The organism is Oscillibacter sp. MSJ-31, assembly GCF_018918025.1.
GTDB lineage: Bacteria > Bacillota > Clostridia > Oscillospirales > Oscillospiraceae > Hominicoprocola.
Window position 1 is genome coordinate 1 of the sequence record NZ_JAHLPT010000003.1, and the last position, 21,372, is coordinate 21,372.

A 21,372-nucleotide genomic window follows, 5' to 3' on the forward strand; every position below is an offset into this window, starting at 1 on the left:
TCGAGCGCTTGGCTCACCAAAGAAACCGTCCATCCATTGCCCTCCCATTATAACAAAAATAAGCATAGCTTCCGAGGCTTCCTATACGCTTCGGGTGCTATGCTTATTTTGTACCAAACAATAAAACCCAAGTCCCACCTGTTCACAATCAGATGGGACTTGGGTTTTTCTATCCTCGGTCCTTATTGAGCCATGCATAAAACTTGTCCCGAGAGATCTCTCCAAGGTCACATTTCTTTTTTTCTTCTCTGGCTTTTTCACTCCACGCATAGAAATCCTCCGGCGGGAGCTTGTCCGCCTTCATGCGGGCAAAGCGCTTTTTGTACTCTCGGCGGTAGACCTTGAATACCTCATCGTCCTGCTTGCTGCGCGTCCAGGTATTGATGGCCCCGACCTCCCGACAGGTGCGCCCGCGCTCGTCGGCCACGCGACCGCAGTACTCCGTCGCGCCATGCCGCATCACCGCAAAGTACCTGCCGCAGTTTTTGCAGCGACGCATCTTAATTTCCTGCTTCACACAGGCGCGGAGCTGGAAGTCGAGGATATCGTAGATGTTATTTGGCGTCAGAACCTCGGTAAACACTTCACCGATCAACTTAAACCCAATCGGCTGCGGATAGAATCGAAATGCCGTCTCGCCGCTGCGCTGATAATAGTCGACCATTCGCTTCGAGGTCGGCTCGTCGCTGTTGTCCGCATCCAGCACATTTTCAAACAGCTCCACGATCTGTCCCTGCATCCGCCGCAAGGTGTTCGGCAGCGCATAGAGATATTTGCGCGGCAGCATATCCTCCGTGTACTGTTCGAAGATCACCGCCCGTGACAGCCGATACCTCCAGTCCAGCGCAAGCTGCTGAAAATAGATGTGCCGCAGTTCGAGCTCATCCAACAGTGCGTTTACTTCCTCGGCATACTGTTTCTCCCGTGTTGTCGTAAGCTGCCAGAGTACCTCGTTGAGCTGCCGGATCGCCGGCTCGATCTCGTCGATGTTCATGTCAACGAGTGACAGCAAGCTCTCGGGAAACGACACGGTCTTCGATGTCTGCACCATGCCCTTTCCGTAGTCCGCGCCATAGCTATAATGCTCCGCACCATCCGCAATGTAGGTTTCGAATTGAAAAGAGATCATTTTCACTCTCCCGTTTTAGACTTATTTACAATCTGTTCATTTATCAGTCTTGACAGATTTTTTCATTTCTGTTAGTCTAAGTACATAGACCGAATATTCTTTATTTCAAAAATAAGTCTAACCTGTATGGGCGATAAAGTCAAGAGAAAAATTCGGTCGTCTCTGCACCTCGACAACTGAATACCCATCACCGGAGATGATACTCGCCGGAGAAGTATGCCAGGACGCATTTCAAAATGCCGAGCATAATATTTTTTTAGTTCAGTCGTTTGTAAAATGCTCATAAAGAACACCATCCTTTCTTTCGTTAAGCCCATTGTAACGACCAAACCTCACAGGAATGTCACGAGCTATAAATTATTTCTGGACAATTCGGTTCTAAATGTCATAAGCCTGTGACATTTATTCTTCGGCGTACTTACTCTGTTCTCGAAGCAGGAAAACAGAAAAGGTTGACCCCTTCCCAACCTCGGATGTTACCCGAATATAACCGCCTTGCAAGGTTACGATCTCACGAGCCAGATACAGACCAATACCAATTCCATCTACATCATGTACGATGTCCTCCCGATAGAACCGCATGAAAATTGCCCCCTGATGCTGTTCTGAGATGCCAATGCCTGTATCAGCAATGTCAATTTTCACATACATTTCCCAACTTTCAACCGAAACCCGGATTTGACCGCCCTCCGGCGTATATTTCACCGCATTATCCAAAATGTTGAACAGCGCTTCACCTGTCCATTTTCTGTCATGAGAAACGATCAAGCTCTCCGGGCAGTCCACTTGAACATTGATCTGTTTTTTCTCGGCGTTCAGAAGGATACCTCCCAATGCGGCGGCAAGCGTGTCATAAAGCGGCTGGCTTTTCTTTTCCAGAGAAATGACACCTGTTTCCAGACGCGAGGTTTTAATCATAGCCTGCATGAGAAAATCCAGTTTATCAAGTTGGGTGGCCTGTGCTGTAAGAAACTCTTTTTGCTTTTGCACAGGGACTTCATTTTCAAGCAGGGTGCTGTTAATCATTTTCAAGTTCGCAATCGGGGTCTTGACCTGATGGGAAATATCGGAAATCAGTTCTTGCAAGTCAGCCCGCTCGTGTGCAATGCTGTTCTTGTTTTCCTGCATGACTTCATACAAACGGTTCAACCGATATTCAATTTTATAGAAAAGACTTTCTTCTTCCACAGTTTGTTTCGGCTGCATATTCCCGGACAACATATCATCCATCAAACTGCAAAAAGCATCGGAGAACATCGCCAATTTGCGGCGAACCAGCACCATAAAACAAATAGAGCAAAACAGCACAAAGATGCCGAACAATACGCCTCACTTTTTTGGCATATTACACCGTCAAAGGTGCAACAAAGTACACACGAAAAGGGCAATGAAGCTACAAAGAGTCACAAGAGGGATTCAACTTTCTTGTGACTCTCTTTTTACTTTGATACATCTTTTTACAAGTTTGAATCAGGTTAATAAACACTTTTTATACCGTCAAGAAACGCGGCAAATTCATCTATGATATGTTCTGGATAGACAATTTTCGCACGCTTGCCAAAGCCGCACACCCATGAGAAAAACATATCGCTGACTCTTACTTGCGCAGTAATTTCAAAGTGCTCATCATCAACAGGTGCATACTGCGCGCCGGACTTTCCAAAGCGGTCAATCATTGTGTCTAACAACTCATTTTCAAACTGTACTCTTATCCTTGTTGTCTCTCCGCCGAACATGGAGAAACATTGCTGTGAATACTTGCTAATTTCGATTGCATCGGCGGCCTCTTTGCCCTCGCGCGGCGCGCCTATACACCTTACGTCTTTCATACGGTCTACGCGGTAGGTGCGCATTGCCTGTTTGGTATCGTCAAAGCCTAACAGATAATAGTTTCCATCGCTGATAAGTAAACGATATGGGCTGACGATATAGCGTTCACCATTGTGGCGTTCAATGGGTTTGTTGATATTTTGAATAGTGTACTTCAAATATTTGAAGCTGATTTTTTCAGGAGTGTGTTCCTTGTCGCTCTTGGTCTTGCTCATAGCAGCGTTGATACTGTCCAGATTATCAAAAACCTGTTCGTTGTTGGTTTTTACTCTGTCTGTCAAATCTGCTTCGTGGCGAATCATATCAGCTTGAGCTTCGCTGACGAAATCCACAACAATGTCCACTAACCGGTCTGTTTCCTCTTTTTTGATGAACTTTGCGGAATACACACACTCCGCCAAAAGCCGGATTTCCTTGAGTCTGGAATCGCGGTAACGAGGATTGACACGGAACCCTTTTTTAATTGTATCGTAGATAATAAGTCTCCTGGTCTTGTCTTTTTCTAAAGCCTCTGCTGCTTCGTAGATATCAATGTCTTCCTCAAGCATAAGATAAGCCTTGTTGATTTCTTTGATATCCCGATAGATAGAACGACGCTCGGCGGTAATGCCGCAAGTCTCTTGAAGATAACCAACGATTTCCTCCGATGTAACTGTGTGGCTATCGTCTGTCTTTTTCAGGAGGTATTGCATCACCAAGTACGGCTTGAGCTTCTGCCCCTCTTTCCGTCCAGAGCCGCCCTCAAATATTTCAAAGCCGTTGGCATCTACTTTTTTCGGCATAGCAACGTCCCCCCATCACAACTATTCGTTGTAGGTTTCAATCAACAGATTTACGCACTTCTTCTGCTTTTCCGACAGTTTTCGGTATTTTTGCAGCAGCACAAATTCTTCATTATCCATGCCGTATGTTGACGGCGGCGCAATCGGGTGTCTCTCGTCGGTATGTCCAATTATATAATCTACAGAGGTAGAAAAGCAATCAGCAATCCGAATAAGCGCACCTATATCCGGCTCAATATTGTGGTTTTCGTATTTATTGATAGACTGCTGGCTCACACCAATGCAATCTGCCAACTGCTTTTGCGACATTCCCTTTTCTTCCCGCAAAAGACGAAGATTTTTTAGCATTGCTCTCACCTCTCTGTTACAGAGTAACAACATTGAGGCGTTTGATAAAACACTATTTATTAGTTGTTGACAACAACTTACGGGCGTTGTAATATGGCAATAGAGGAGGGCGATTCTATGGACAATTTTTCTCGGTTGGAAAATGAACACCGCGAATTCTTCAATCTGCCCAAACTACCGTATGTAATCGGCGCGAGCAAGGCAAAAATTCTGACCTTAAATGAGAGTATTCCCAATTATCCCAGCACACATGACGAAGAATGGTTTTGTGCTAAAGAAATAGTTGATTTATATGACCGCGCGCTGATTATGTATGATTTTGTAAAAGTCCGTTGTTCTTTCGCTAATGTTGATTTTGATGAAACCATCAATTTTATTAACGCTCTACAAACCGACGAATATGACCAACTTGTGATAGATATGGAGAAGTATATCCCGCAGCAGAATACCCCTGTCCTCCGGCTGCTCCACGCGGACTTGGCTGTATGCGCCGTCCTGGTTCCGTTTGCCCGCCCAATACAGACGCTGGCGGTTCTGTGCGCTTACCAGCGCGGAGTTGATAAGCACGGGTGCCACGCCCAGCTCCGCCGTGATCTGCGTCCGGATAGCGGGCGACATGGATTTGTTATTCTCGTAGAGAAAATAGTCCGGTTTGTATTTGTCGCGGGCGATCACATAGTTGCGGAACAGCTCCCAGCCGATGCCGCTGGCCTCGGTCTCGCGGTTCTTGGTCTGCGCGATCGACCAATGCGTGCAAGGGCTTCCGCCGATCAAGAGTTTCACTTTTTTCACCTCCGATGAATTTCCCCAATGGCGGAACGCCCGCCATTGGGGATGTGTGAGTGTGAGATCAGTCGAGGCAGTCACCGCCGACCATATCGCCGAAGTCGGTCTCAGCGCTGCGGCCACCGCTCAGACGCTCGTCGTCGCGCGTCTTGATGACGTTGTTCAGGCCGGCGGAAACGCCCACGTTGCCGCTGTTGGCGTAGGCGAAGAAGTTGACGACCGCCGCGCCCCAGCAGCCGGAGTAGAAGTCGTCGCCGTCGAGCGCTTCGCTCATCTGGCCGTTTTCCAGCACGCGGATGCCGGGCTTCTGCACGGAGCCGGTGTTCATGAACCACATACCCTCGTAGGTGGGGTCATCGGGGTACTCTTCGTCGCCGTCGCGCAGAGGAAGGTGCAGCTTGCTCGCCGGGGGCAGCTTGCCGTTCCACTTGCTGCTGATGCCGGCCTGCTTCGCAGCCTCAATGGCGGCGTCGATGAGCTTCTTGGCGACAGCGTCGGTCTTGGGGATCAGGAGCTGAACGGAATACTTGCCGTCCGTGCCGTCTTCATTCTTGCGCGGAGAGAAGACGTAGGCGTAGGAGAAGCGGCACTCGCCGATGCGGACGGAGGTTGCGGTGATTGTCAGTGTGGTTCTTGCAGAAGCGGTTCCTTCGTCTCCTCTCCTCCATGCGGAAAAGTTCCGCTTGCGACCGGACCTTCTCCTTACACACGGGGCAGAACTTGCCTTCGTGAAGCAGCGCACCGCATTTGCTACAGTACATTTTGCTTTCCTCCTTATGTTTGCGGTAGATTTTCAATCTACTCAAACAGCAAAAAAAAGTGCATTTTTTTCGGTCGGCGTCAGACCGAGGAGCTTCGCCAGCGCGTCTACCTCGCTGATTTTGAACTCGGAGTCATTATCCAGCTTTTTCTGAAGCGTATACTGACTAATCCCAAGCACCTCGGCCACATAGCCGAGTCGGTAGCCCGCATCTCTGATGCGCTGGCGCAGTTTAGCAGTGTCCGTCATGTGTCGTCCCTCCTTTCCTGCGCGGTTGATTTTTAATCTACGCCCCGTATACTACCACGGCGTAGATCATTTGTCAACTAAAAATGAAAAATTTTTCAAAAATAGTTGATTTTGAGTGAACGCCGTGCTATGATGCACAGTATGAAAGGATGTGAGAACAATGTCAGACATCTATACGCGCATACGCATCCGACGCGAACAACTTGGTTTGTCGCAAGAGGAACTTGCCGCGCGCATGGGTTACAAATCTAAATCCTCCATCAATAAAATTGAAATGGGTATCAATGATATTCCGCAGTCAAAGGTTCTCGCCTTCGCGCGAGCTCTCGAAACTACAACCGCGTATTTGATGGGTTGCGATGACGACGAAGACACAGTCAACACCGATCCCGCGCCTGATCTGTCCGACCGCGCTGCTCGCGCGGGCCTTTTATACGATCGCGCAGATGCAAGAGACCAGAAGCTCGTTGACACCGTGCTGGAGCCTTACGATGACGGCACGATCCCCGCACGGGTGATACCTATTAAAAAGGTGTCTGCGCCCGTGCGAGATTGTGCGTATCCGAAGGTAAAGCGCCGTAAGGATGGTTTTGGCGAGATCACGGTCTACGAGGATCAGCTCCCCGCTGCCGGCCCAAGCTCCTATTTCGACGCGCCGCGCAGCCACATTGAACAATACCCGCTGGAGCTTATCCCGCAGGGAACGACCTTCGCCGTACCCATCGCGGGCAACAGTATGGAGCCAAAGTTCAAGAATGGTGCGACGGTGTTCGTCCAATCCGCGCCGCGGGTAGAAAACGGGGATGTCGGCCTGTTCTCCCTGAACGGCGCACCTTACATTAAGCAACTCATAGTCGATGATGCGCGTCACGAGGTTCGCCTGCACTCGCTGAATCCGAATTACGATGACATCGAGGTTCACGAGGGCGATTACCTCTACACCTTCGGCCGCATTCTCGGGAGTTATCCGGTATGACCGTCGATGCTGTGACCGGAAAAAAAAAAGAAAGAAACTACAAAGGAAGAAAGAATTAAATAAGAAAGAATGAAAGTTTGACAAGATGCCTGTGGTTCGTATAATGAGGCTCACCAAACGATTTGAGGAGGCTGATGCGAGTGAAAGAATTTTACGGTGCAATCGTTGGTGACATCGTAGGCTCGATCTATGAGTTCGCCAACATCAAAACCAAAGACTTCCCCATGTTCCAGCGGCAGAGTTTCGCCACGGATGACAGCATTATGACGCTTGCCATTTTGCAGGCCCTCGTGGATATGGTTCGGTGCAACAAGTTTGACAGCGCAACGGACGACGAATGGCGTGAGCTCTTCAAGCAGTCCATGCAGGACGTCGGACGCCCATATCCGCTCTGCGGCTACGGCAACCGGTTCCGCAAGTGGATGTACTCCGATGACCCGCAGCCCTACAACAGCTGTGGCAACGGAAGCGCGATGCGCGTCTCGCCCGTGGCTTGGTTTGCCCGCTCTCTCGAAGAGTGTGAGCGCCTGGCCTGCCTGACCGCCGAGCCCTCGCACAATCACCCCGATGGCATTGCCGGTGCTCAGGCCACGGCGGGAGCGGTGTACCTTGCGTTGCACGGAGCCACGAAGGACGAGATCAAGGCATACGTTGAGAAGTATTACAAGATTAGCTTCACCCTTGACGAGATCAGGCCGGACTACGTCTTCGATCACTTCGCTGCCACCTGTGCCGGGACGGTCCCCTATGCGGTCGAAGCCTTCCTCGAAAGCACCGACTTCGAGGACTGCATCCGCAACACCATCTCCATCGGCGGTGACAGCGATACTCTCGCCGCCATTTCCGGTGCCATTGCCGAGGCGTTCTACGGTGTACCGACGAAGTATCGCGGCGCGGTCGTCGGTCGCTTGGAGCCGAGCTTGCGCTCCATCCTTACTCAGCTCCCCGTCGTGGACTGGATGCCGGACATTCCGCAGGATGGGCTCACGCCGCAGGAGGCAGCGGCCTTCCTGCGTACCCACGACAATTTCCTGATCCTCACGCACATTCGCCCGGACGGAGATACGCTCGGCTGCGCCGCAGCCCTGTGCCGTGTCCTGCGCGGCCTTGGAAAGACTGCGGCTATTCTCCCGAACGACCGGACCTCTGCGGGCTATGCGCGCTACATGACGGGCCTGTGGGCCGAGGACGGCTATGAGCCGGACACCGTCGTGACGGTGGACCTCTCTGCGCCGAGTATGTTCACCGACAACGCCGAGCCCTATCGGGACCGCGTGGACCTCGCCATCGACCATCATATCGACGGTGGTCTGTTCGGCCCGCGCCGCTGCGTTTACCCCGAGCGCGCGGCCTGCGGCGAGATCGTTTACGAGATCGCGGTCGCCCTCGGGCAGCTTACGCCGGAAGTCGCACTCCCGCTCTATGTGGCCGTCGCTACGGACACCGGCTGCTTCGCCTTCTCCAACACGACGGAGGAGACCCACCGCGTCGCAGCGGAGCTGATTGCCACCGGCATTGACTACCGAGGTGCGAATAAGCGCCACTTCCGAACCAAGTCGAAGCGGCGCATCGCGATGGAGGGAGAGCTCTTGTCGGGGCTTGACTTCTTCAATGACGACCACGTCGTGTTCCTCACGATCTCGCGGTCCATGATCGACCGCCTCCATCTGGACGAGGACGACCTGGATAACGTAGCCGCGCTTGGCTCACAGATCGAGGGCGTAGACTGTGCCATCACGCTCCGCCAGCAGGAGAACGGCGAAGACTGGAAAGTAAGTGTCCGCACGACGGAATGGCTCAACGCCGCCGAGCTCTGCAAGGTTTTCGCCGGCGGAGGTCACGCGGAAGCCGCGGGCTGCATCCTGCACGGGATGACGCTTGACGGTGTGAAGATGGCAATGAGCTGTGCCGTCTGCCAAATCAGAGAACTCAACCGACATAAAGCATAAAAAAAAGACCGCCTCGGCGCTGCTAACACCAAGGCGGTCACGCAAACCAATCATGTTTCACACACCCACGTCTGAAAGGAGCTTAGTTTGCTCCTCCATTCTACCCGAGACAGTAGAGAATTTCAAGGAGGAAATTTCAAATGGCAAAGAAAAAGGCTACCCCGAAAACCTTTGCCACGCACATCACCACTCCCACCGGGGAGCGCGTGTATCTGCGGGCAAAAACGAAGGAGGAATTGGAAGAAAAGGTATTGCAGGCGCGGATGGAGCTCCGCGCCGGAGTAAACATCTCGCAGGACATCCCCTTCGCTGACTATGCAAAGACCTGGCTCAAGGCGTACAAGGAGGGCAAGGTCCGTCCGAGCAGCTATGCGATCCTGGAGACGAACCTCAACACTCATGTGCTTCCCTATTTCAGCGACATGAAGCTCAGAGACGTCAAGCCGCTGCACATTCAGCTCCTCATCCGCAGTCTGTCCGATTACAGCAAGAGCTTGCAGACCAAGTGCCTGCTGCTCGTCCGCGGTATCTTTCAGTCCGCTGCGGATAACGGGCTCATCGCCCGCAGTCCCGTCCGCAAGGAGGATCGCGTCAACGCGGCCAATCCTCCGGAGGAAGAACCGCTCACCAATGAGCAGGCAAGAGCGCTCCTGCTCGCTCTCGAAGGCACCCGTGCCTACACCTTTTGCCTGATCGCGCTTTCCACCGGGATGCGCCGGGGCGAGATACTTGGTCTCATGTGGGGCGATATCGACTTCGAGGGTGGTCTCATTCACGTCTCGCACAATAAGTCCTTCGTGATGAATGAGACGGATGCCCCTGTGACCGAGCTTCTGAAGACAGAGGCCGCGCGCAGGAAGCTGCCAATGGGCCAGGTTCTCACGGAGCACCTTCAAAAGCTGCGCGTTTCCTCGACCTCCCCATTCGTTCTCTCAATGGGGAACGGTGAAAGCCTCTCCAAGAGCGCCTTCCGATCCATGTGGAAGGCTGTGGATCGCCGCACGGTCGGCAAGGGCCGTGTACCCCGCGACCTTGGGAAGAAGTACGGCGGCATGGAAGTCTCACTCGACTTTGACGTGCATCCCCATCTTCTCCGCCATACCTACATCACCCAGCTCTTCGAGGCGGGCCTCGACATCAAGCAGGTGCAGTATCTCGCCGGTCACTCCAAGCCAGAGATGACGATGCGGGTCTACACCCACTACCGTCAGAAGCAGCGAGCCGGAGAGACCCGCGAGAAGGTCCACGCCGCGCTTAATTATCTCAGCGAGGAGGCGATGGAATGATGGAAAATGTTAATTGCCTGCGCTGTCGCTTTAGGCATGAGGACAACGGGAACTGTACTGCGGTCGGCGGGTTCTGCACGGCTGTCCCGGCGGCGCACTGTCCGTTACTGCGTCAGTATTTAGACACGGGGCGGACGCCGGAGGAAATTAACGATTTGGCGAGTGTTCGGGAAATATCGCCGGAAGCAGAATACGCCATCAACAAGCACGCCGACAATATCATTGAGCGGCTTGACAAGCTGCTCCACCAGACGGACGACGATACCCGCCTACGCGAGCTGGCCGAGGCCGATAAGGCCGGTCGGCTGGTGGTGCTGCCGTGCAAGGTGGGTGATACGGTATATTTCAGGACCTACGACTGCAACGGGAAGGTAGACCTTGGCCTTCAGCCCCACAAGGTCACGGCCATTGAGGGGCACGCCATTGCCCGTGGGAGGTATACCGATGTCGGGCTACCGTCGGGCCAGTATGGAGTAAGCTGGTTTCTCACCCGCGAAGAGGCGGAGAAAGTATTGGAGGCGATGAAATAGTGGATTGCTTTAATTATTCATGCCCTTTTCGAGAAAACACGTCAAGTAGTTGCAATAGGTGTGAGTGTGTAGCCTGTCAAAACAGAAGTGAGGCTGTGGCATATATTGCAAGCAACCGCACATTGACAGAGGCGGATATAAGAGCATTGGAGGCGATGAAGAATGAGTAAGGCTGTTATGCTGAGCATCCGCCCGAAGTGGTGCGAAAAGATCGCCAGCGGCGAAAAGACTATTGAGGTGCGAAAAACCAGACCGAAGCTGGACACGCCGCTCAAATGCTACATCTACTGCACGCAGGGCGACGACGCACGCAGATTGCGCGGCTCATGGGGCAAGGTCATTGGGGAGTTTATTTGTGACCGGATTTACAAGATTGACAAGGATAGTACGGATTTTCTTTTTAAGGCCGGGGGACTATCCGTTTACAAGCAAGCTGCCGAAGAAAAGTGTGGCCTGTGTGTGGCTATGACAGACGATGAGTTGCACGGCTATCTTGGACATTACCAGGGCTACGGCTGGCATATCTCCGACTTGCGCATTTATGATACGCCGCGCGAACTGAGCGAGTTTACCGGTCTACGCGATACGAGGTTCGGCGCAGCGCCATTTGACATCAAGCGCGCGCCGCAGAGCTGGTGCTATGTGGAGGCGATGTGATGGGACGGCTATGGGATTTGTGCGCATTCTGCGGAAAGCGCATCGAAACGGGCGAAAAGTGCTACGGCTTGCCAAACGGAGAGAGCGTATGCACAGATTGCTGTGTTGCAGAAAACGAGGGCGCGGCTGTATCCGACGGGACGGTAACGGTTTTCTCATCTGCGACATCAGCGATATGGAGACTGCGCCAGATGATTTTTGCAGCCACGGCGATCGACGAGAGGAGGCAGGGTCATGAAAATGTAAAAAAGGGAACTTCGTTGTTCCCGCTTGACAGCACCCGTTTCCAATAGGCGGATAATTCCGGTTGACATAATATTATCCGCTCGACGCAACCAAATGCAACTTTTCGCAACCTACGGTATCAAGTGATAGCCAGTTTAAGCAACCATTGTGCAACCTGACGTCTTAGAGCAAAAAATATTTCGGGTAAAAAAGTTAGAAAAATACCCCGAAATCTTCCGATTTCGGGGTATTTCATGGTGCGGACTACTGGACTCGAACCAGTGACCTCATGCGTGTGAAGCATGCGCTCTAACCAGCTGAGCTAAGCCCGCAAATGGTGACCCGTACGGGATTCGAACCCATGTTACAGCCGTGAAAGGGCCGTGTCTTAACCACTTGACCAACGGGCCATATAACGCACGGGATGCTCTCGCATCCCGTGCTCTTTGGTAGCGGCACCTGGATTCGAACCGGGGACACTTCGGGTATGAACCGAATGCTCTGGCCAACTGAGCTATGCCGCCATATTCTGCCCGACAGGACAAGGGACAGTATAACAGGGAGAAGGTCCGTTTGTCAATAGCTTTCTCGTAAAAAATCAAAAAATGCGGCACAGCGCGCCTTATATTTTCTCTTTACCTTTCCGCGCATCTTTGCTATAATATTAGATTGAATTAGTATCCGCGGCACCTTTGCCGTACAGATCGGAGGTCTCTGCATGAAATACGAACGCTGGCTCATCCCGGAAACGGATGACGCCGCGGTCGAAGCTCTAATGGACGCAGGCTATCCCTATTTGGTATCGACCGTACTGGCCTCGCGCGGTGTCGTCACGCCCGAGCAGGCCGCCGCGCATCTTGACCGCGAACGCTCGCTGGTCTACTCCCCCTTCCTCATGCGCGACATGGACAAGGCCGTGGCGCGCATCGACCGCGCGCTTGCCGGCGGCGAGACCATCGCCGTGTTCGGCGATTACGACGTGGACGGCATCACCTCCACCTGCCTTTTGACCGATTATCTCCGCTCCCGCGGCGCGGCGGTGCTCATGCACATTCCCCGCCGCGTCGAGGAGGGCTACGGCCTCGGCTGCGACGCGATCCGCGCGCTTGCCGAGCAGGGCGTCACGCTCATCGTCACCGTGGACTGCGGCATCACCGGCGTGGAGGAAACGGCGTTCGCCGCCACCCTCGGCGTCGACCTCGTCATCACCGATCACCACGAATGTAAGGACGAGCTGCCCGCCGCCTGCGCCGTGGTCGACCCTCACCGCCCGGACTGCGGCTTCCCGTTCAAGCATCTTGCCGGCGTCGGCGTCGCGCTCGAGCTGGTTCTCGCCCTCGGCGGCGCCGAGCGCGAAAACGCGCTCTTCTCCCGCTACTGCACCCTTGCCGCCATCGGCACCATTGCCGACGTCATGCGCATGGAGGGCGAAAACCGCACCATCGTCCAATGCGGTCTTGAGGGCATCGACCGCAGCGACTTCACGGGCCTTCACGCGCTGCTGCGCGAGGCCGGCCTGACCGGACGTCCGGTCTCCTCCGTGCAGATCGGCTTCGTCCTCGCTCCCCGCATCAACGCCGCCGGACGCATGGGCCGTGCAGAGCTGGCCGCCGAGCTCCTGCTCACGCAGGACCCCGCCAAGGCCGAGCGGCTCGCCCGCGAGCTGTGCGACCTCAACCGCGAGCGCCAGAGCGTCGAGCAGGATATCTTCCGCTGTGCCATCGAGCAGATGGACACCCTCGCCCCCACCGAGCGCAACGCGCTCGTGCTCTCGAGCGAGGAATGGCATCAGGGCGTGGTCGGCATCGTCGCCTCGCGTCTTTCCGAAAAATTCTCCTGTCCCAGCTTCATGATCCACCTCGCCGGCGGCATGGGCAAGGGCTCCTGCCGCAGCTATGGCGGCTTCAACCTCTTTGCCGCGCTCGAGGCGTGCAGCGACCTGCTCGTCGGCTTCGGCGGGCACGAGCTCGCCGCGGGCTTCACCATCAAGGAGGAGAATATCCCCGCCTTCCGCAAGCGCATCAATCAATACGTCCGCACCCACTGCGGCGACTCGGCCCCCGTCTCCTCGCTGGAGATCGACGCCGCCCTCACCCGCCCGAGCCTCATCACGCTTCAGGAGGTCGAGGAGCTTTCCCGTCTCGAGCCCTACGGCGCGGGCAACAACCGCCCTGTTTTCTGCCTGCGCGGCGCGCGGCTGGAGTCCATGCAGAGCGTAGGACAGAATAAGCATCTCAAGCTCCGGCTCCAGAAGGGCCACACGAGCTTCGACGGCATCTTCTTCTCCGTCACCCCCGCGGAATGCGGTCTGACCGTCGGCGAGCGCGTGGACGCCGCCTTCTACCTTCAGGTCAATGAGTTCCGCGGCAGCCGCTCCCTGCAGCTCCAGCTCGTCGATCTGCGCAGCGCGCACGACCCCGGCGCCCGCGAGGCCGAGCAGCTTGAGCTGTGCCGCACGCTGATCCGCGGCGGCGGCGTGAGCGCGAAGGACGCCGCGAAGCTCCTGCCCTCGCGCGAGCAGTTCGTGCGCGTCTGGCGTGCGCTCGAGCGCGAGGTGGACGGAACGCTCACCTCTCCGGAGCTGCCCTTCCTGCGGCGGCTCTCCGCCGAGGCCCTTGGCGCGGAGAGCTTTCCGCGCACGGTCATGTGTCTCGCGGTCTTTGCCGAGCGCGGGCTCGTGACCGTCGAGCGCCACGACAAATACATCACGCTCCGTCTCACCGGCGGCAAGCGTGTGGATCTTGATGCCAGCCCCTATCTCTGCGCCCTGCGCGAGGGACTGGACGGAACGAAAGGAGGCAGCAGCGTATGAGCGACGTAAAAACGATCGAGCAGGCTCCCATTGAGCAGACCCCCCAGCCCATCCCCGAGGTGGTGCAGAAGCAGTACAATCATCTGGTCGAGACCATCCGCGCCTACAACCCCGGCGCGGACTTCGCCCAGATCGACGCTGCCTTCCGCTACGCCGCCGCGCACCACGGCACCCAGAAGCGCAAGGACGGCTCGCCCTTCGTCACCCACCCCATCGCCGTCGCGCAGATCGTAGCCGAGGAGCTGCATCTTGACAGCGAATCCATCATCGCCGCCCTCCTGCACGACTGCATCGAGGACACCGACGCGACCTACGACGACATCGCCAAGCGCTTCTCCCCCACCGTCGCCGATCTGGTCGAGGGCGTTTCCAAGCTCACGCGCGTCCACTACACAAGCAAGGAAGAGGAGCAGATGGAAAATCTGCGCAAGATGCTCATGGCCATGGCCAAGGACATCCGCGTCATCCTCATCAAGATCGCCGACCGCACGCACAATATGCGCACGATGGAGTATCAGTCCACCGACAAGCAGCGTCAGAAGTCGCTCGAGACGATGGAGATCTACGCCCCCATCGCCCACCGGCTCGGTATGCAGCGCATGAAGTGGGAGCTGGAGGATCTTTCCCTCAAATACCTCGACCCCACCGCCTTCAACGAGATCACCCACTCCCTCGAGGAGAAGTCCAAGGAATACGGCTCGTTCATGGAGCGCATCCAGAAGCAGATCGAGGGCAAGCTCACCGAGGACCATATTCCCTTCCGCCGCGTCTACGGCCGCATGAAGCACCCCTACAGCATCTACCGCAAGATGTATGCCCAGAGCAAGACCATGGACGAGGTATTCGACCTCTTCGCCTTCCGCGTCATCGTCGATACCGTCGCGGACTGCTACAATGTTCTCGGCGTCATCCACGACCTTTACCGGCCCGTGCTCGGCCGCTTCAAGGACTATATCGGCACGCCCAAGCCCAACGGCTATCAGTCACTCCACACCACGGTCATGGGCCCCGACGGCGTGATGTTCGAGGTGCAGATCCGCACGCAGGAGATGCACGACATCGCCGAATACGGCATCGCCGCCCATTGGAAGTACAAGCAGGGCATCTCCGGCAGCGCCAACGAGCAGAACTACGAATGGGTCCGCCGTCTCCTCGAAAATCAGGAGAATACGGACGCCGAGGAATTTATCCACACCCTCAAGGTCGACATGTTCGCCGACGAGGTGTTCGTCTTCACCCCGCGCGGCGACGTGACGAACCTCCCCACCGGCGCGACGCCCATCGACTTCGCCTACTCCGTCCACTCCGCCGTCGGCAACTCCATGGTCGGCGCCAAGGTCAACGGGCGCATCGTCCCGCTCGACTACCAGCTCAAAAATGGCGACGTGGTCGAGATCCTCACGAGCAAATCCGCCCATGGCCCCAGCCGCGACTGGCTTCAGATCGCCAAGTCCAACGAGGCGCGCGGCAAGATCCGCCAGTGGTTCAAGAAGGAAAAGCGCGAGGAGAACATCGTCAACGGCCGCGCCGCCTTTGAATCCGAGCTCAAGCACTACGGCATCTCCGTCGCCGCCGTCACCGGGGACGAGCTGCGCCCCACGCTGCTCAAAAAGACCGGCTTCGGCAACCTCGACGATATGTATGCCGCCATCGGCTACGGCGGCTTCTCGGCGCAGAAGGCCGTCAACCGCATCCGCGACGAGCTCAAGGCGCTCAACAAGCAGCAGCAGGCCGAGCGCGACGCCACCGTGCCCATCCCCGGCGAGCCGGGCAAGACCCGCCCCGCCGTTCCCATGCGTGAAAAGAGCGAGGACGGCATCGTGGTGCAGGGGCTTTCCAACTGCCTCGTCAAGTTCTCCAAGTGCTGCACGCCCGTTCCGGGCGATGACATCGTCGGCTTCATCACCCGCGGCTACGGCGTGTCCGTCCACCGCGCCGACTGTCCCAACGCCGCGCCCGAGCGCCGCCGTCCCGAGGAGGCCGGCCGCTGGGTCAAGGTCAGCTGGGGCAAGGACGTCAAGCAGTCCTACCAGACCTCGCTCGACATCTACGCCAAGGACCGCATCGACCTCGTGCTCGACGTCTCCGCCGTCCTCTCGTCCACGCAGACCCGCGTCGCGGGCCTCAACGCCAAGACCACCGCGGACGGCTTCGCCCTCATCCATCTCGAGATCTTCGTCGCCGACAGCGAGCAGCTCTCCGCCGTCATGCGCCGCCTCCATCAGATCAGCGGCGTGATGAAGGTCGACCGCCCCGCCGGCTGACGCTCTGAATTTTATAAGGAGGAATTCTATCATGCTTTCCATCAACGTTTCCCACGCAAAGTCCTTCCTTTCCTATCCCTATGAAGAAGTCCTCCGCCCCCGTCTCGAGCGCGCGCAGCGCGAGCTCCTCAACGGCGGCGGCAAGGGCGACGATTTCATCGGCTGGGTCCGCCTGCCCGCGCAGTACGACCGCGCGGAATATGCGCGCATTCTCGCCGCCGCGAAAAAGATCCAAGGCGACTCCAAGGCCCTTGTCGTCATCGGCATCGGCGGCAGCTACCTCGGCGCGCGCGGCGTGATCGAGTGTCTGTGCTCGCCCAACTACAACCTGAAGAAAAAGGACACCCCCAACGTCTACTTCATCGGCAACGGTCTGTCCTCCGCCGCGCTGCGCGAGGTGATGGAGCTCATCGGCGATGATGACTTCTCCGTCAACGTCATTTCCAAGTCCGGCACGACCACCGAGCCCGCCGTCGCCTTCCGCTTCTTCCGCGAAAGGCTTGAGCAAAAGTGCGGCAAGGCGGGCGCGGCGCAGCGCATTTACGCCACCACCGACGCGCACAAGGGCGCTCTCAAGTCCCTCGCGGACGCCGAGGGCTACGAGGAGTTCGTCGTGCCCGACAACGTCGGCGGACGCTACAGCGTCCTCACCGCGGTCGGCCTGCTCCCCATCGCCGTCGCGGGCGTGGACACCGACGCCCTGCTCGCCGGCGCGCGGGAGATGGAGGCGCTCTGCGAGATCGCGGACTACACCAACCCCGCGTGGCAGTACGCCGCCATGCGCCACGAGCTCTACCGCTCCGGTAAAAAGATCGAACTGCTCGCCTGCTTCGAGCCGTCGTTCCGCTTCATGGCGGAGTGGTGGAAGCAGCTCTACGGCGAGAGCGAGGGCAAGGAGGGCAAGGGGCTCTTCCCCGCCAGCGTCGATTTCACCGCCGACCTGCACTCCATGGGCCAGTATATCCAGCAGGGCGAGCGCACACTGCTGGAGACCGTCGTCCGCTTCGCCGCCGATCCCGACCAGCTCACCGTCCCGCACGACGACGTCAACGGCGACGGCCTGAACTTCCTCGAGGGCAAAACGATGGACTTCATCAACCGTCAGGCGATGGACGGCACGCTCCTCGCCCACGTCGAGGGCGGCGTCCCCAACCTCATCGTCTCCGCCGGCGAGCGCAATGCCCGCACCCTCGGCGAGCTCATTTACTTCTTTGAGTTCTCCTGCGGCCTGTCCGGCTATCTGCTCGGCGTCAATCCCTTCGATCAGCCCGGCGTCGAGGCCTACAAGAAGAATATGTTCGCGCTGCTCGGCAAGCCCGGCTACGAGGAGGCCGGCGAGGCCCTGCGCGCCAAGCTCAGCAAATAAGCGATAAGGAGAACCGCCATGAAAGCAGTCCTCATGCGCGTCCGGCGCGCCAGCGTCACCATCGACGAGCGGGAAACGCGCTCCATCGGCAGGGGCTTTCTCATCCTCCTCGCCGTCACACACGACGATACCGAGGCCCAGGCCGTCAAGCTCGCCGACAAGCTCTGCTCGCTCCGTCTTTTTGAAGACGCCGACGGCAAGATCAACCTCACGCTCGACGAGGTCGGCGGCGAGATCATGATCGTTTCGCAGTTCACGCTCTACGGCAACTGCCGCAAGGGCCGCCGCCCCGAGTTTCTGAACGCCGCCCGCCCCGAGACCGCGATCCCCCTCTACGAAAAATTCGTCTCCCTCGTCCGCGCCAAGGGCTATCATGTTGAGACCGGCGAGTTCGGCGCCTATATGGCGGTCGATTCCGTCAACGACGGCCCCTTCACCCTCATCGTGGACACGAAGGATCTGGAAGCCCCCAAGTAACCGAACGGAGGTCAATTTTATGAAAGTCATCACCACCGTCGTCGGCGAGCTCGGCACCAACTGCTACCTGCTCATCGACGAAGCCACGCGCGAGGCCGCGCTCATCGACCCCGCCGATTCCCCCGACGAGCTCTCCGCCCTCATCGAGCGCGAGTGTGTCACGCTGCGCTATATCCTCCTCACCCACGGCCATCGCGACCACACGCTCGCCGCACCCGCCATGCACAAGCGCTATCCCGCGGCCGCGGTCTATATCCACCGCCTTGATGCGAACGGCTCCGGCATCTATCACTACCCGCTCGAGGGCGTCATCGACAGCCTGAACTATTACGACGAGGGCGATACGCTCCCCCTCGGCTCGCTGACGATCTCCGTCCTCTACACCCCCGGCCACACCGCCGGCAGCGTCACGCTCAAGGTCGGCGATGCTCTCTTTGTCGGCGACACGCTCTTTGCCGGCTCCTGCGGCCGCACCGATCTTCCCGGCGGCGACCCGATGGAAATGCTTGCCTCCCTGCGCCGCCTCGGCCGGATGGAGGGCGACTACACCGTTTACCCCGGCCACATGGACTCCACCACCCTCGCGCGCGAGAAGCAGTATAATCCCTTTATCCGTCAGGCATTACGATAAAAAGGAGCGCACACCCTTATGAAGCTCGAGCTCATTGGGCATGATGAAAAATACGCGGTCGAGCAGAGCCTGCTCACCCTCTTTCCCGACGAGCGGCCCGTCTACGGCCCCATCACGGACGAGGACGCGAGCGCGGCGCGCATCACGCTGACCGAGGACGCGGACAGCGTCTGCGTCACCACCGAGCTGCGCTGCGGCGGCAAAGCCGCCGCCGACTGCTACAGCTATCCCCTCTCCGGCACGGACTACGAAAAGGAAGGGCAGCGCCGTCACGCGCTGGGTCTGAGCTTCTTCCGCGCGGCGAAGGAGGTCCTTGGCGTCACCCCCGCATGGGGCAGCCTCACCGGCGTGCGCCCGAGCAAGGTCGCCGTCTCGCTCCTGCGCGAGGGAAAGGCTCCCGCCGCCGTCCTCACCGAGCTTGAGGAGGTCTACTCCGTCACGCCGCAGCGCGCCCGCCTCGCGCTTGAGGCCGCTGAAACGGGACTTCGCGTGCAGAACGACCTCAAGCCGAACGACATCTCGCTCTATGTCGGCATCCCGTTCTGCCCGACCCGCTGCGCCTACTGCAGCTTCGTCGCGCAGAGCGTGGAGAAGTCCTTCGCCCTCGTCGAGCCCTACCTCGCCGCCCTTTTCGACGAGATCGAGCAGGCGGGCGCGATGGTCCGCTCCCTCGGCCTGCATATCAAGTCCTTCTACATGGGCGGCGGCACGCCGACCACACTCACGGCGGAGCAGATGGACCGCCTGCTCACAAGGCTCGAGCGGAGCTTCGATTTCACCTCCCTTGCGGAGTCCACCATCGAGGCGGGCCGCCCCGACACCATCGACCCCGAAAAGCTCGCCGTCCTCCGCGCACACGGCGTCACCCGCGTTTCCGTCAACCCCCAGACGATGGAGGACCGCGTCCTCGCCGCCATCGGCCGCCGCCACACGGCGGACGACATCCGCCGCGCCATGCGCGAGGTGATGGCGGCAGGCTTCCCCCACGTCAACATGGACCTTATCGCCGGTCTTCCCGAGGACACGCCCGAGGGCTTCCGCCGCAGTCTTGACGAGGTGCTCTCCATGGGCGCGGACAACATCACCGTCCACACGCTGTCCCTCAAAAAAGGCAGCCGCATCACGCTTGAGGGCAGCCGCATCCCGTCCGCAGATGAAGTTGCCGAAATGCTGGACTATGCCGACCCCACGCTGCGTAAACATGGCTTTGAGCCCTACTACCTCTACCGCCAGAAGTATATGTCCGGCAGCTTTGAAAACGTCGGCTGGACGCGCCCCGGCGGCGAGGGCCTTTACAACATCTACATCATGGAGGAGCTGCACTCCATTCTCTCCCTCGGCGCGGGCGGCTCGACCAAGATGGTCGGCAGCGGGCTGATCCGCCGTGCCTTCAACGCCAAATACCCCCGCGAGTACATTGACCTCGCGGAGAAGCGCAGCGCCAACCTTGCCGCCTTTGCGGACTTCTATCGCGAACCGGAGGAACATACATGACCTACTCAAGCTACTGCGAAAGCGCGGATTTTCTCCGCACCCGCCTCAACGGCTTCACGCCCGAGGCGCTGCTGATCCTCGGCAGCGGGCTCGGCTTCCTCGGCGACGCCGTGGAAGACCCGGTTTTCGTCGATTACGGCGAGATTCCCCATTTCCGTCCATCCACCGCCCCCGGTCATAAGGGCCGCTTCGTGTTCGGCACGCTCCGCGGCAGGCGCGTCGCGGTCATGCAGGGCCGGATGCACTGCTACGAGGGCTACACCATGGCCGAGGCGGCTTACGCCGTGCGCGTCGTGCGCCTGCTCGGCGCAAGGACGCTCTTCGTCACCAACGCCGCCGGCTGCGTCAACACCGACTGGAACGTGGGTGAGCTGATGCTCCTCTCCGATCACATCAAGCTCTTCGACTTCGGTCCCCTCCGCGGCCCCAACCTTGAGGAGTTCGGCACCCGCTTCCCCGATATGTCCTCCGTCTACACCCCGCGCCTGCGCGCCCTCGCCCATGAAGCGGCAAAGGCGCACAACATTCCTCTGCGTGAGGGCGTTTATATGTATTTCCCCGGCCCGCAGTTTGAAACGCCCGCCGAGGTCCGCGCCGCGCGCGTGCTCGGCGCCGACGCGGTCGGTATGTCCACCGTGCCCGAGACCATCGTCGCCGCCCACTGCGGCATGGAGGTCATGGGCGTGACGCTGCTCGCCAACATGGCTGCGGGCGTCCTCCCGCAGCCGCTCTCCGGCGCGGAGGTCAACGAGGCCGCCGAGGCGGCAGCCCCTGTGTTTTCGGAATTTCTTCTGTCCTGTCTGGAATCTCTCTGATCGGGA

At 57.8% G+C, this 21,372-nt stretch carries 19 protein-coding genes and 3 tRNA genes; 12 read left to right on the forward strand and 10 right to left on the reverse strand.

The genetic code is table 11. The annotated features are described in order from the left end of the window. Window positions 1–169: 169 nt before the first annotated feature. The 7 genes from KQI17_RS03195 to KQI17_RS03225 form a co-directional block, all read right to left on the reverse strand. Window positions 170–1,129, reverse strand: coding sequence for a DUF6076 domain-containing protein (locus tag KQI17_RS03195; protein ID WP_216494795.1), 960 nt, complete (start codon window positions 1,127–1,129; stop codon window positions 170–172). A gap of 402 nt (window positions 1,130–1,531) precedes the next feature. Further along, window positions 1,532–2,452, reverse strand: coding sequence for a HAMP domain-containing sensor histidine kinase (locus KQI17_RS03200; RefSeq protein ID WP_216494796.1), 921 nt, complete (start codon window positions 2,450–2,452; stop codon window positions 1,532–1,534). A gap of 152 nt (window positions 2,453–2,604) precedes the next feature. Next, window positions 2,605–3,741 (reverse strand): YafY family protein, encoded by a 1,137-nt coding sequence (locus KQI17_RS03205; RefSeq protein WP_216494797.1) that lies wholly within the window; start codon window positions 3,739–3,741, stop codon window positions 2,605–2,607. Window positions 3,742–3,762: 21 nt separating this feature from the next. Beyond that, window positions 3,763–4,089 (reverse strand): helix-turn-helix domain-containing protein, encoded by a 327-nt coding sequence (locus KQI17_RS03210; RefSeq protein ID WP_216494798.1) that lies wholly within the window; start codon window positions 4,087–4,089, stop codon window positions 3,763–3,765. Between the two features lie 384 nt (window positions 4,090–4,473). After that, a complete protein-coding gene (locus KQI17_RS03215) occupies window positions 4,474–4,872 on the reverse strand; it encodes a DNA cytosine methyltransferase (protein WP_371821943.1) in 399 nt (132 codons plus the stop codon). Between the two features lie 67 nt (window positions 4,873–4,939). Further along, entirely contained in the window at window positions 4,940–5,617 is a 678-nt protein-coding gene (locus KQI17_RS03220) for a DUF2815 family protein (protein WP_216494800.1), read from the reverse strand. Between the two features lie 60 nt (window positions 5,618–5,677). Beyond that, a complete protein-coding gene (locus KQI17_RS03225; RefSeq protein ID WP_216494801.1) occupies window positions 5,678–5,884 on the reverse strand; it encodes a helix-turn-helix domain-containing protein in 207 nt (68 codons plus the stop codon). Window positions 5,885–6,044: 160 nt separating this feature from the next. On the opposite strand from KQI17_RS03225, the gene KQI17_RS03230 reads away from it, so the two are divergent. The 5 genes from KQI17_RS03230 (at window position 6,045) to KQI17_RS03250 (ending at window position 11,282) form a co-directional block, all read left to right on the forward strand. Next, window positions 6,045–6,860, forward strand: a complete 816-nt coding sequence (locus KQI17_RS03230) for a LexA family transcriptional regulator (RefSeq protein WP_216494802.1) — start codon at window positions 6,045–6,047, stop codon at window positions 6,858–6,860. A 140-nt stretch (window positions 6,861–7,000) separates the two neighbouring features. Beyond that, window positions 7,001–8,809, forward strand: coding sequence for an ADP-ribosylglycohydrolase family protein (locus KQI17_RS03235; protein WP_371821944.1), 1,809 nt, complete (start codon window positions 7,001–7,003; stop codon window positions 8,807–8,809). A 140-nt stretch (window positions 8,810–8,949) separates the two neighbouring features. Continuing rightward, entirely contained in the window at window positions 8,950–10,095 is a 1,146-nt protein-coding gene (locus tag KQI17_RS03240) for a site-specific integrase (RefSeq protein ID WP_216494804.1), read from the forward strand. Next, the gene (locus tag KQI17_RS03245; protein WP_216494805.1) at window positions 10,092–10,625 is read left to right on the forward strand and encodes a hypothetical protein; all 534 of its coding nucleotides are present in this window, start codon (window positions 10,092–10,094) and stop codon (window positions 10,623–10,625) included. Before KQI17_RS03240 ends, KQI17_RS03245 begins: the two co-directional genes overlap by 4 nt. Window positions 10,626–10,787: 162 nt before the next feature. Then, window positions 10,788–11,282: a hypothetical protein gene (locus KQI17_RS03250; RefSeq protein ID WP_216494806.1), complete on the forward strand. Its 495-nt coding sequence runs from the start codon at window positions 10,788–10,790 to the stop codon at window positions 11,280–11,282. Window positions 11,283–11,762: 480 nt separating this feature from the next. Here the strand turns inward: KQI17_RS03250 and KQI17_RS03255 are convergent. The 3 genes from KQI17_RS03255 to KQI17_RS03265 form a co-directional block, all read right to left on the reverse strand. Next, a tRNA-Val gene (locus KQI17_RS03255) sits at window positions 11,763–11,839 on the reverse strand. 3 nt (window positions 11,840–11,842) lie between these two features. Next, window positions 11,843–11,917: transfer RNA gene (locus KQI17_RS03260), tRNA-Glu, on the reverse strand. Window positions 11,918–11,954: 37 nt separating this feature from the next. Continuing rightward, window positions 11,955–12,031 (reverse strand) — tRNA-Met (locus tag KQI17_RS03265). A 194-nt stretch (window positions 12,032–12,225) separates the two neighbouring features. On the opposite strand from KQI17_RS03265, the gene recJ reads away from it, so the two are divergent. Genes recJ through KQI17_RS03300 form a run of 7 tightly spaced genes read left to right on the forward strand, consistent with a single transcriptional unit; the run spans window position 12,226 to window position 21,366 of the window. Beyond that, window positions 12,226–14,319 carry a single-stranded-DNA-specific exonuclease RecJ gene (recJ, locus tag KQI17_RS03270; RefSeq protein ID WP_216494807.1) on the forward strand — a complete coding sequence of 698 codons (2,094 nt, stop codon included), beginning with the start codon at window positions 12,226–12,228 and terminating at the stop codon, window positions 14,317–14,319. Continuing rightward, entirely contained in the window at window positions 14,316–16,583 is a 2,268-nt protein-coding gene (locus KQI17_RS03275; RefSeq protein ID WP_216494808.1) for a bifunctional (p)ppGpp synthetase/guanosine-3',5'-bis(diphosphate) 3'-pyrophosphohydrolase, read from the forward strand. Before recJ ends, KQI17_RS03275 begins: the two co-directional genes overlap by 4 nt. Window positions 16,584–16,614: 31 nt before the next feature. Then, window positions 16,615–17,949: a glucose-6-phosphate isomerase gene (locus KQI17_RS03280; RefSeq protein ID WP_216494809.1), complete on the forward strand. Its 1,335-nt coding sequence runs from the start codon at window positions 16,615–16,617 to the stop codon at window positions 17,947–17,949. A gap of 18 nt (window positions 17,950–17,967) precedes the next feature. Next, window positions 17,968–18,426, forward strand: coding sequence for a D-aminoacyl-tRNA deacylase (gene dtd / locus KQI17_RS03285; protein WP_216494810.1), 459 nt, complete (start codon window positions 17,968–17,970; stop codon window positions 18,424–18,426). 19 nt (window positions 18,427–18,445) lie between these two features. After that, window positions 18,446–19,057 (forward strand): MBL fold metallo-hydrolase, encoded by a 612-nt coding sequence (locus KQI17_RS03290; RefSeq protein ID WP_216494811.1) that lies wholly within the window; start codon window positions 18,446–18,448, stop codon window positions 19,055–19,057. Between the two features lie 18 nt (window positions 19,058–19,075). Next, window positions 19,076–20,551, forward strand: a complete 1,476-nt coding sequence (hemZ, locus tag KQI17_RS03295) for a coproporphyrinogen dehydrogenase HemZ (protein ID WP_216494812.1) — start codon at window positions 19,076–19,078, stop codon at window positions 20,549–20,551. After that, a complete protein-coding gene (locus tag KQI17_RS03300; RefSeq protein WP_216494813.1) occupies window positions 20,548–21,366 on the forward strand; it encodes a purine-nucleoside phosphorylase in 819 nt (272 codons plus the stop codon). The genes hemZ and KQI17_RS03300 overlap by 4 nt, the downstream gene beginning before the upstream one ends. The last annotated feature ends 6 nt before the right edge of the window (window positions 21,367–21,372 follow it).

Excerpts from the sequence above, each read along its gene's own strand:
- KQI17_RS03245 (WP_216494805.1), top strand. The coding sequence starts at position 10,092 with ATGATGGAAAATGTTAATTGCCTGCGCTGTCGCTTTAGGCATGAGGAC.
- dtd (WP_216494810.1), top strand. The coding sequence starts at position 17,968 with ATGAAAGCAGTCCTCATGCGCGTCCGGCGCGCCAGCGTCACCATCGAC.
- KQI17_RS03280 (WP_216494809.1), top strand. The coding sequence starts at position 16,615 with ATGCTTTCCATCAACGTTTCCCACGCAAAGTCCTTCCTTTCCTATCCC.
- KQI17_RS03240 (WP_216494804.1), top strand. The coding sequence starts at position 8,950 with ATGGCAAAGAAAAAGGCTACCCCGAAAACCTTTGCCACGCACATCACC.
- KQI17_RS03225 (WP_216494801.1), bottom strand. The coding sequence starts at position 5,884 with ATGACGGACACTGCTAAACTGCGCCAGCGCATCAGAGATGCGGGCTAC.
- KQI17_RS03195 (WP_216494795.1), bottom strand. The coding sequence starts at position 1,129 with ATGATCTCTTTTCAATTCGAAACCTACATTGCGGATGGTGCGGAGCAT.
- KQI17_RS03205 (WP_216494797.1), bottom strand. The coding sequence starts at position 3,741 with ATGCCGAAAAAAGTAGATGCCAACGGCTTTGAAATATTTGAGGGCGGC.
- KQI17_RS03210 (WP_216494798.1), bottom strand. The coding sequence starts at position 4,089 with ATGCTAAAAAATCTTCGTCTTTTGCGGGAAGAAAAGGGAATGTCGCAA.
- KQI17_RS03250 (WP_216494806.1), top strand. The coding sequence starts at position 10,788 with ATGAGTAAGGCTGTTATGCTGAGCATCCGCCCGAAGTGGTGCGAAAAG.
- recJ (WP_216494807.1), top strand. The coding sequence starts at position 12,226 with ATGAAATACGAACGCTGGCTCATCCCGGAAACGGATGACGCCGCGGTC.
- hemZ (WP_216494812.1), top strand. The coding sequence starts at position 19,076 with ATGAAGCTCGAGCTCATTGGGCATGATGAAAAATACGCGGTCGAGCAG.
- KQI17_RS03300 (WP_216494813.1), top strand. The coding sequence starts at position 20,548 with ATGACCTACTCAAGCTACTGCGAAAGCGCGGATTTTCTCCGCACCCGC.
- KQI17_RS03275 (WP_216494808.1), top strand. The coding sequence starts at position 14,316 with ATGAGCGACGTAAAAACGATCGAGCAGGCTCCCATTGAGCAGACCCCC.
- KQI17_RS03230 (WP_216494802.1), top strand. The coding sequence starts at position 6,045 with ATGTCAGACATCTATACGCGCATACGCATCCGACGCGAACAACTTGGT.
- KQI17_RS03290 (WP_216494811.1), top strand. The coding sequence starts at position 18,446 with ATGAAAGTCATCACCACCGTCGTCGGCGAGCTCGGCACCAACTGCTAC.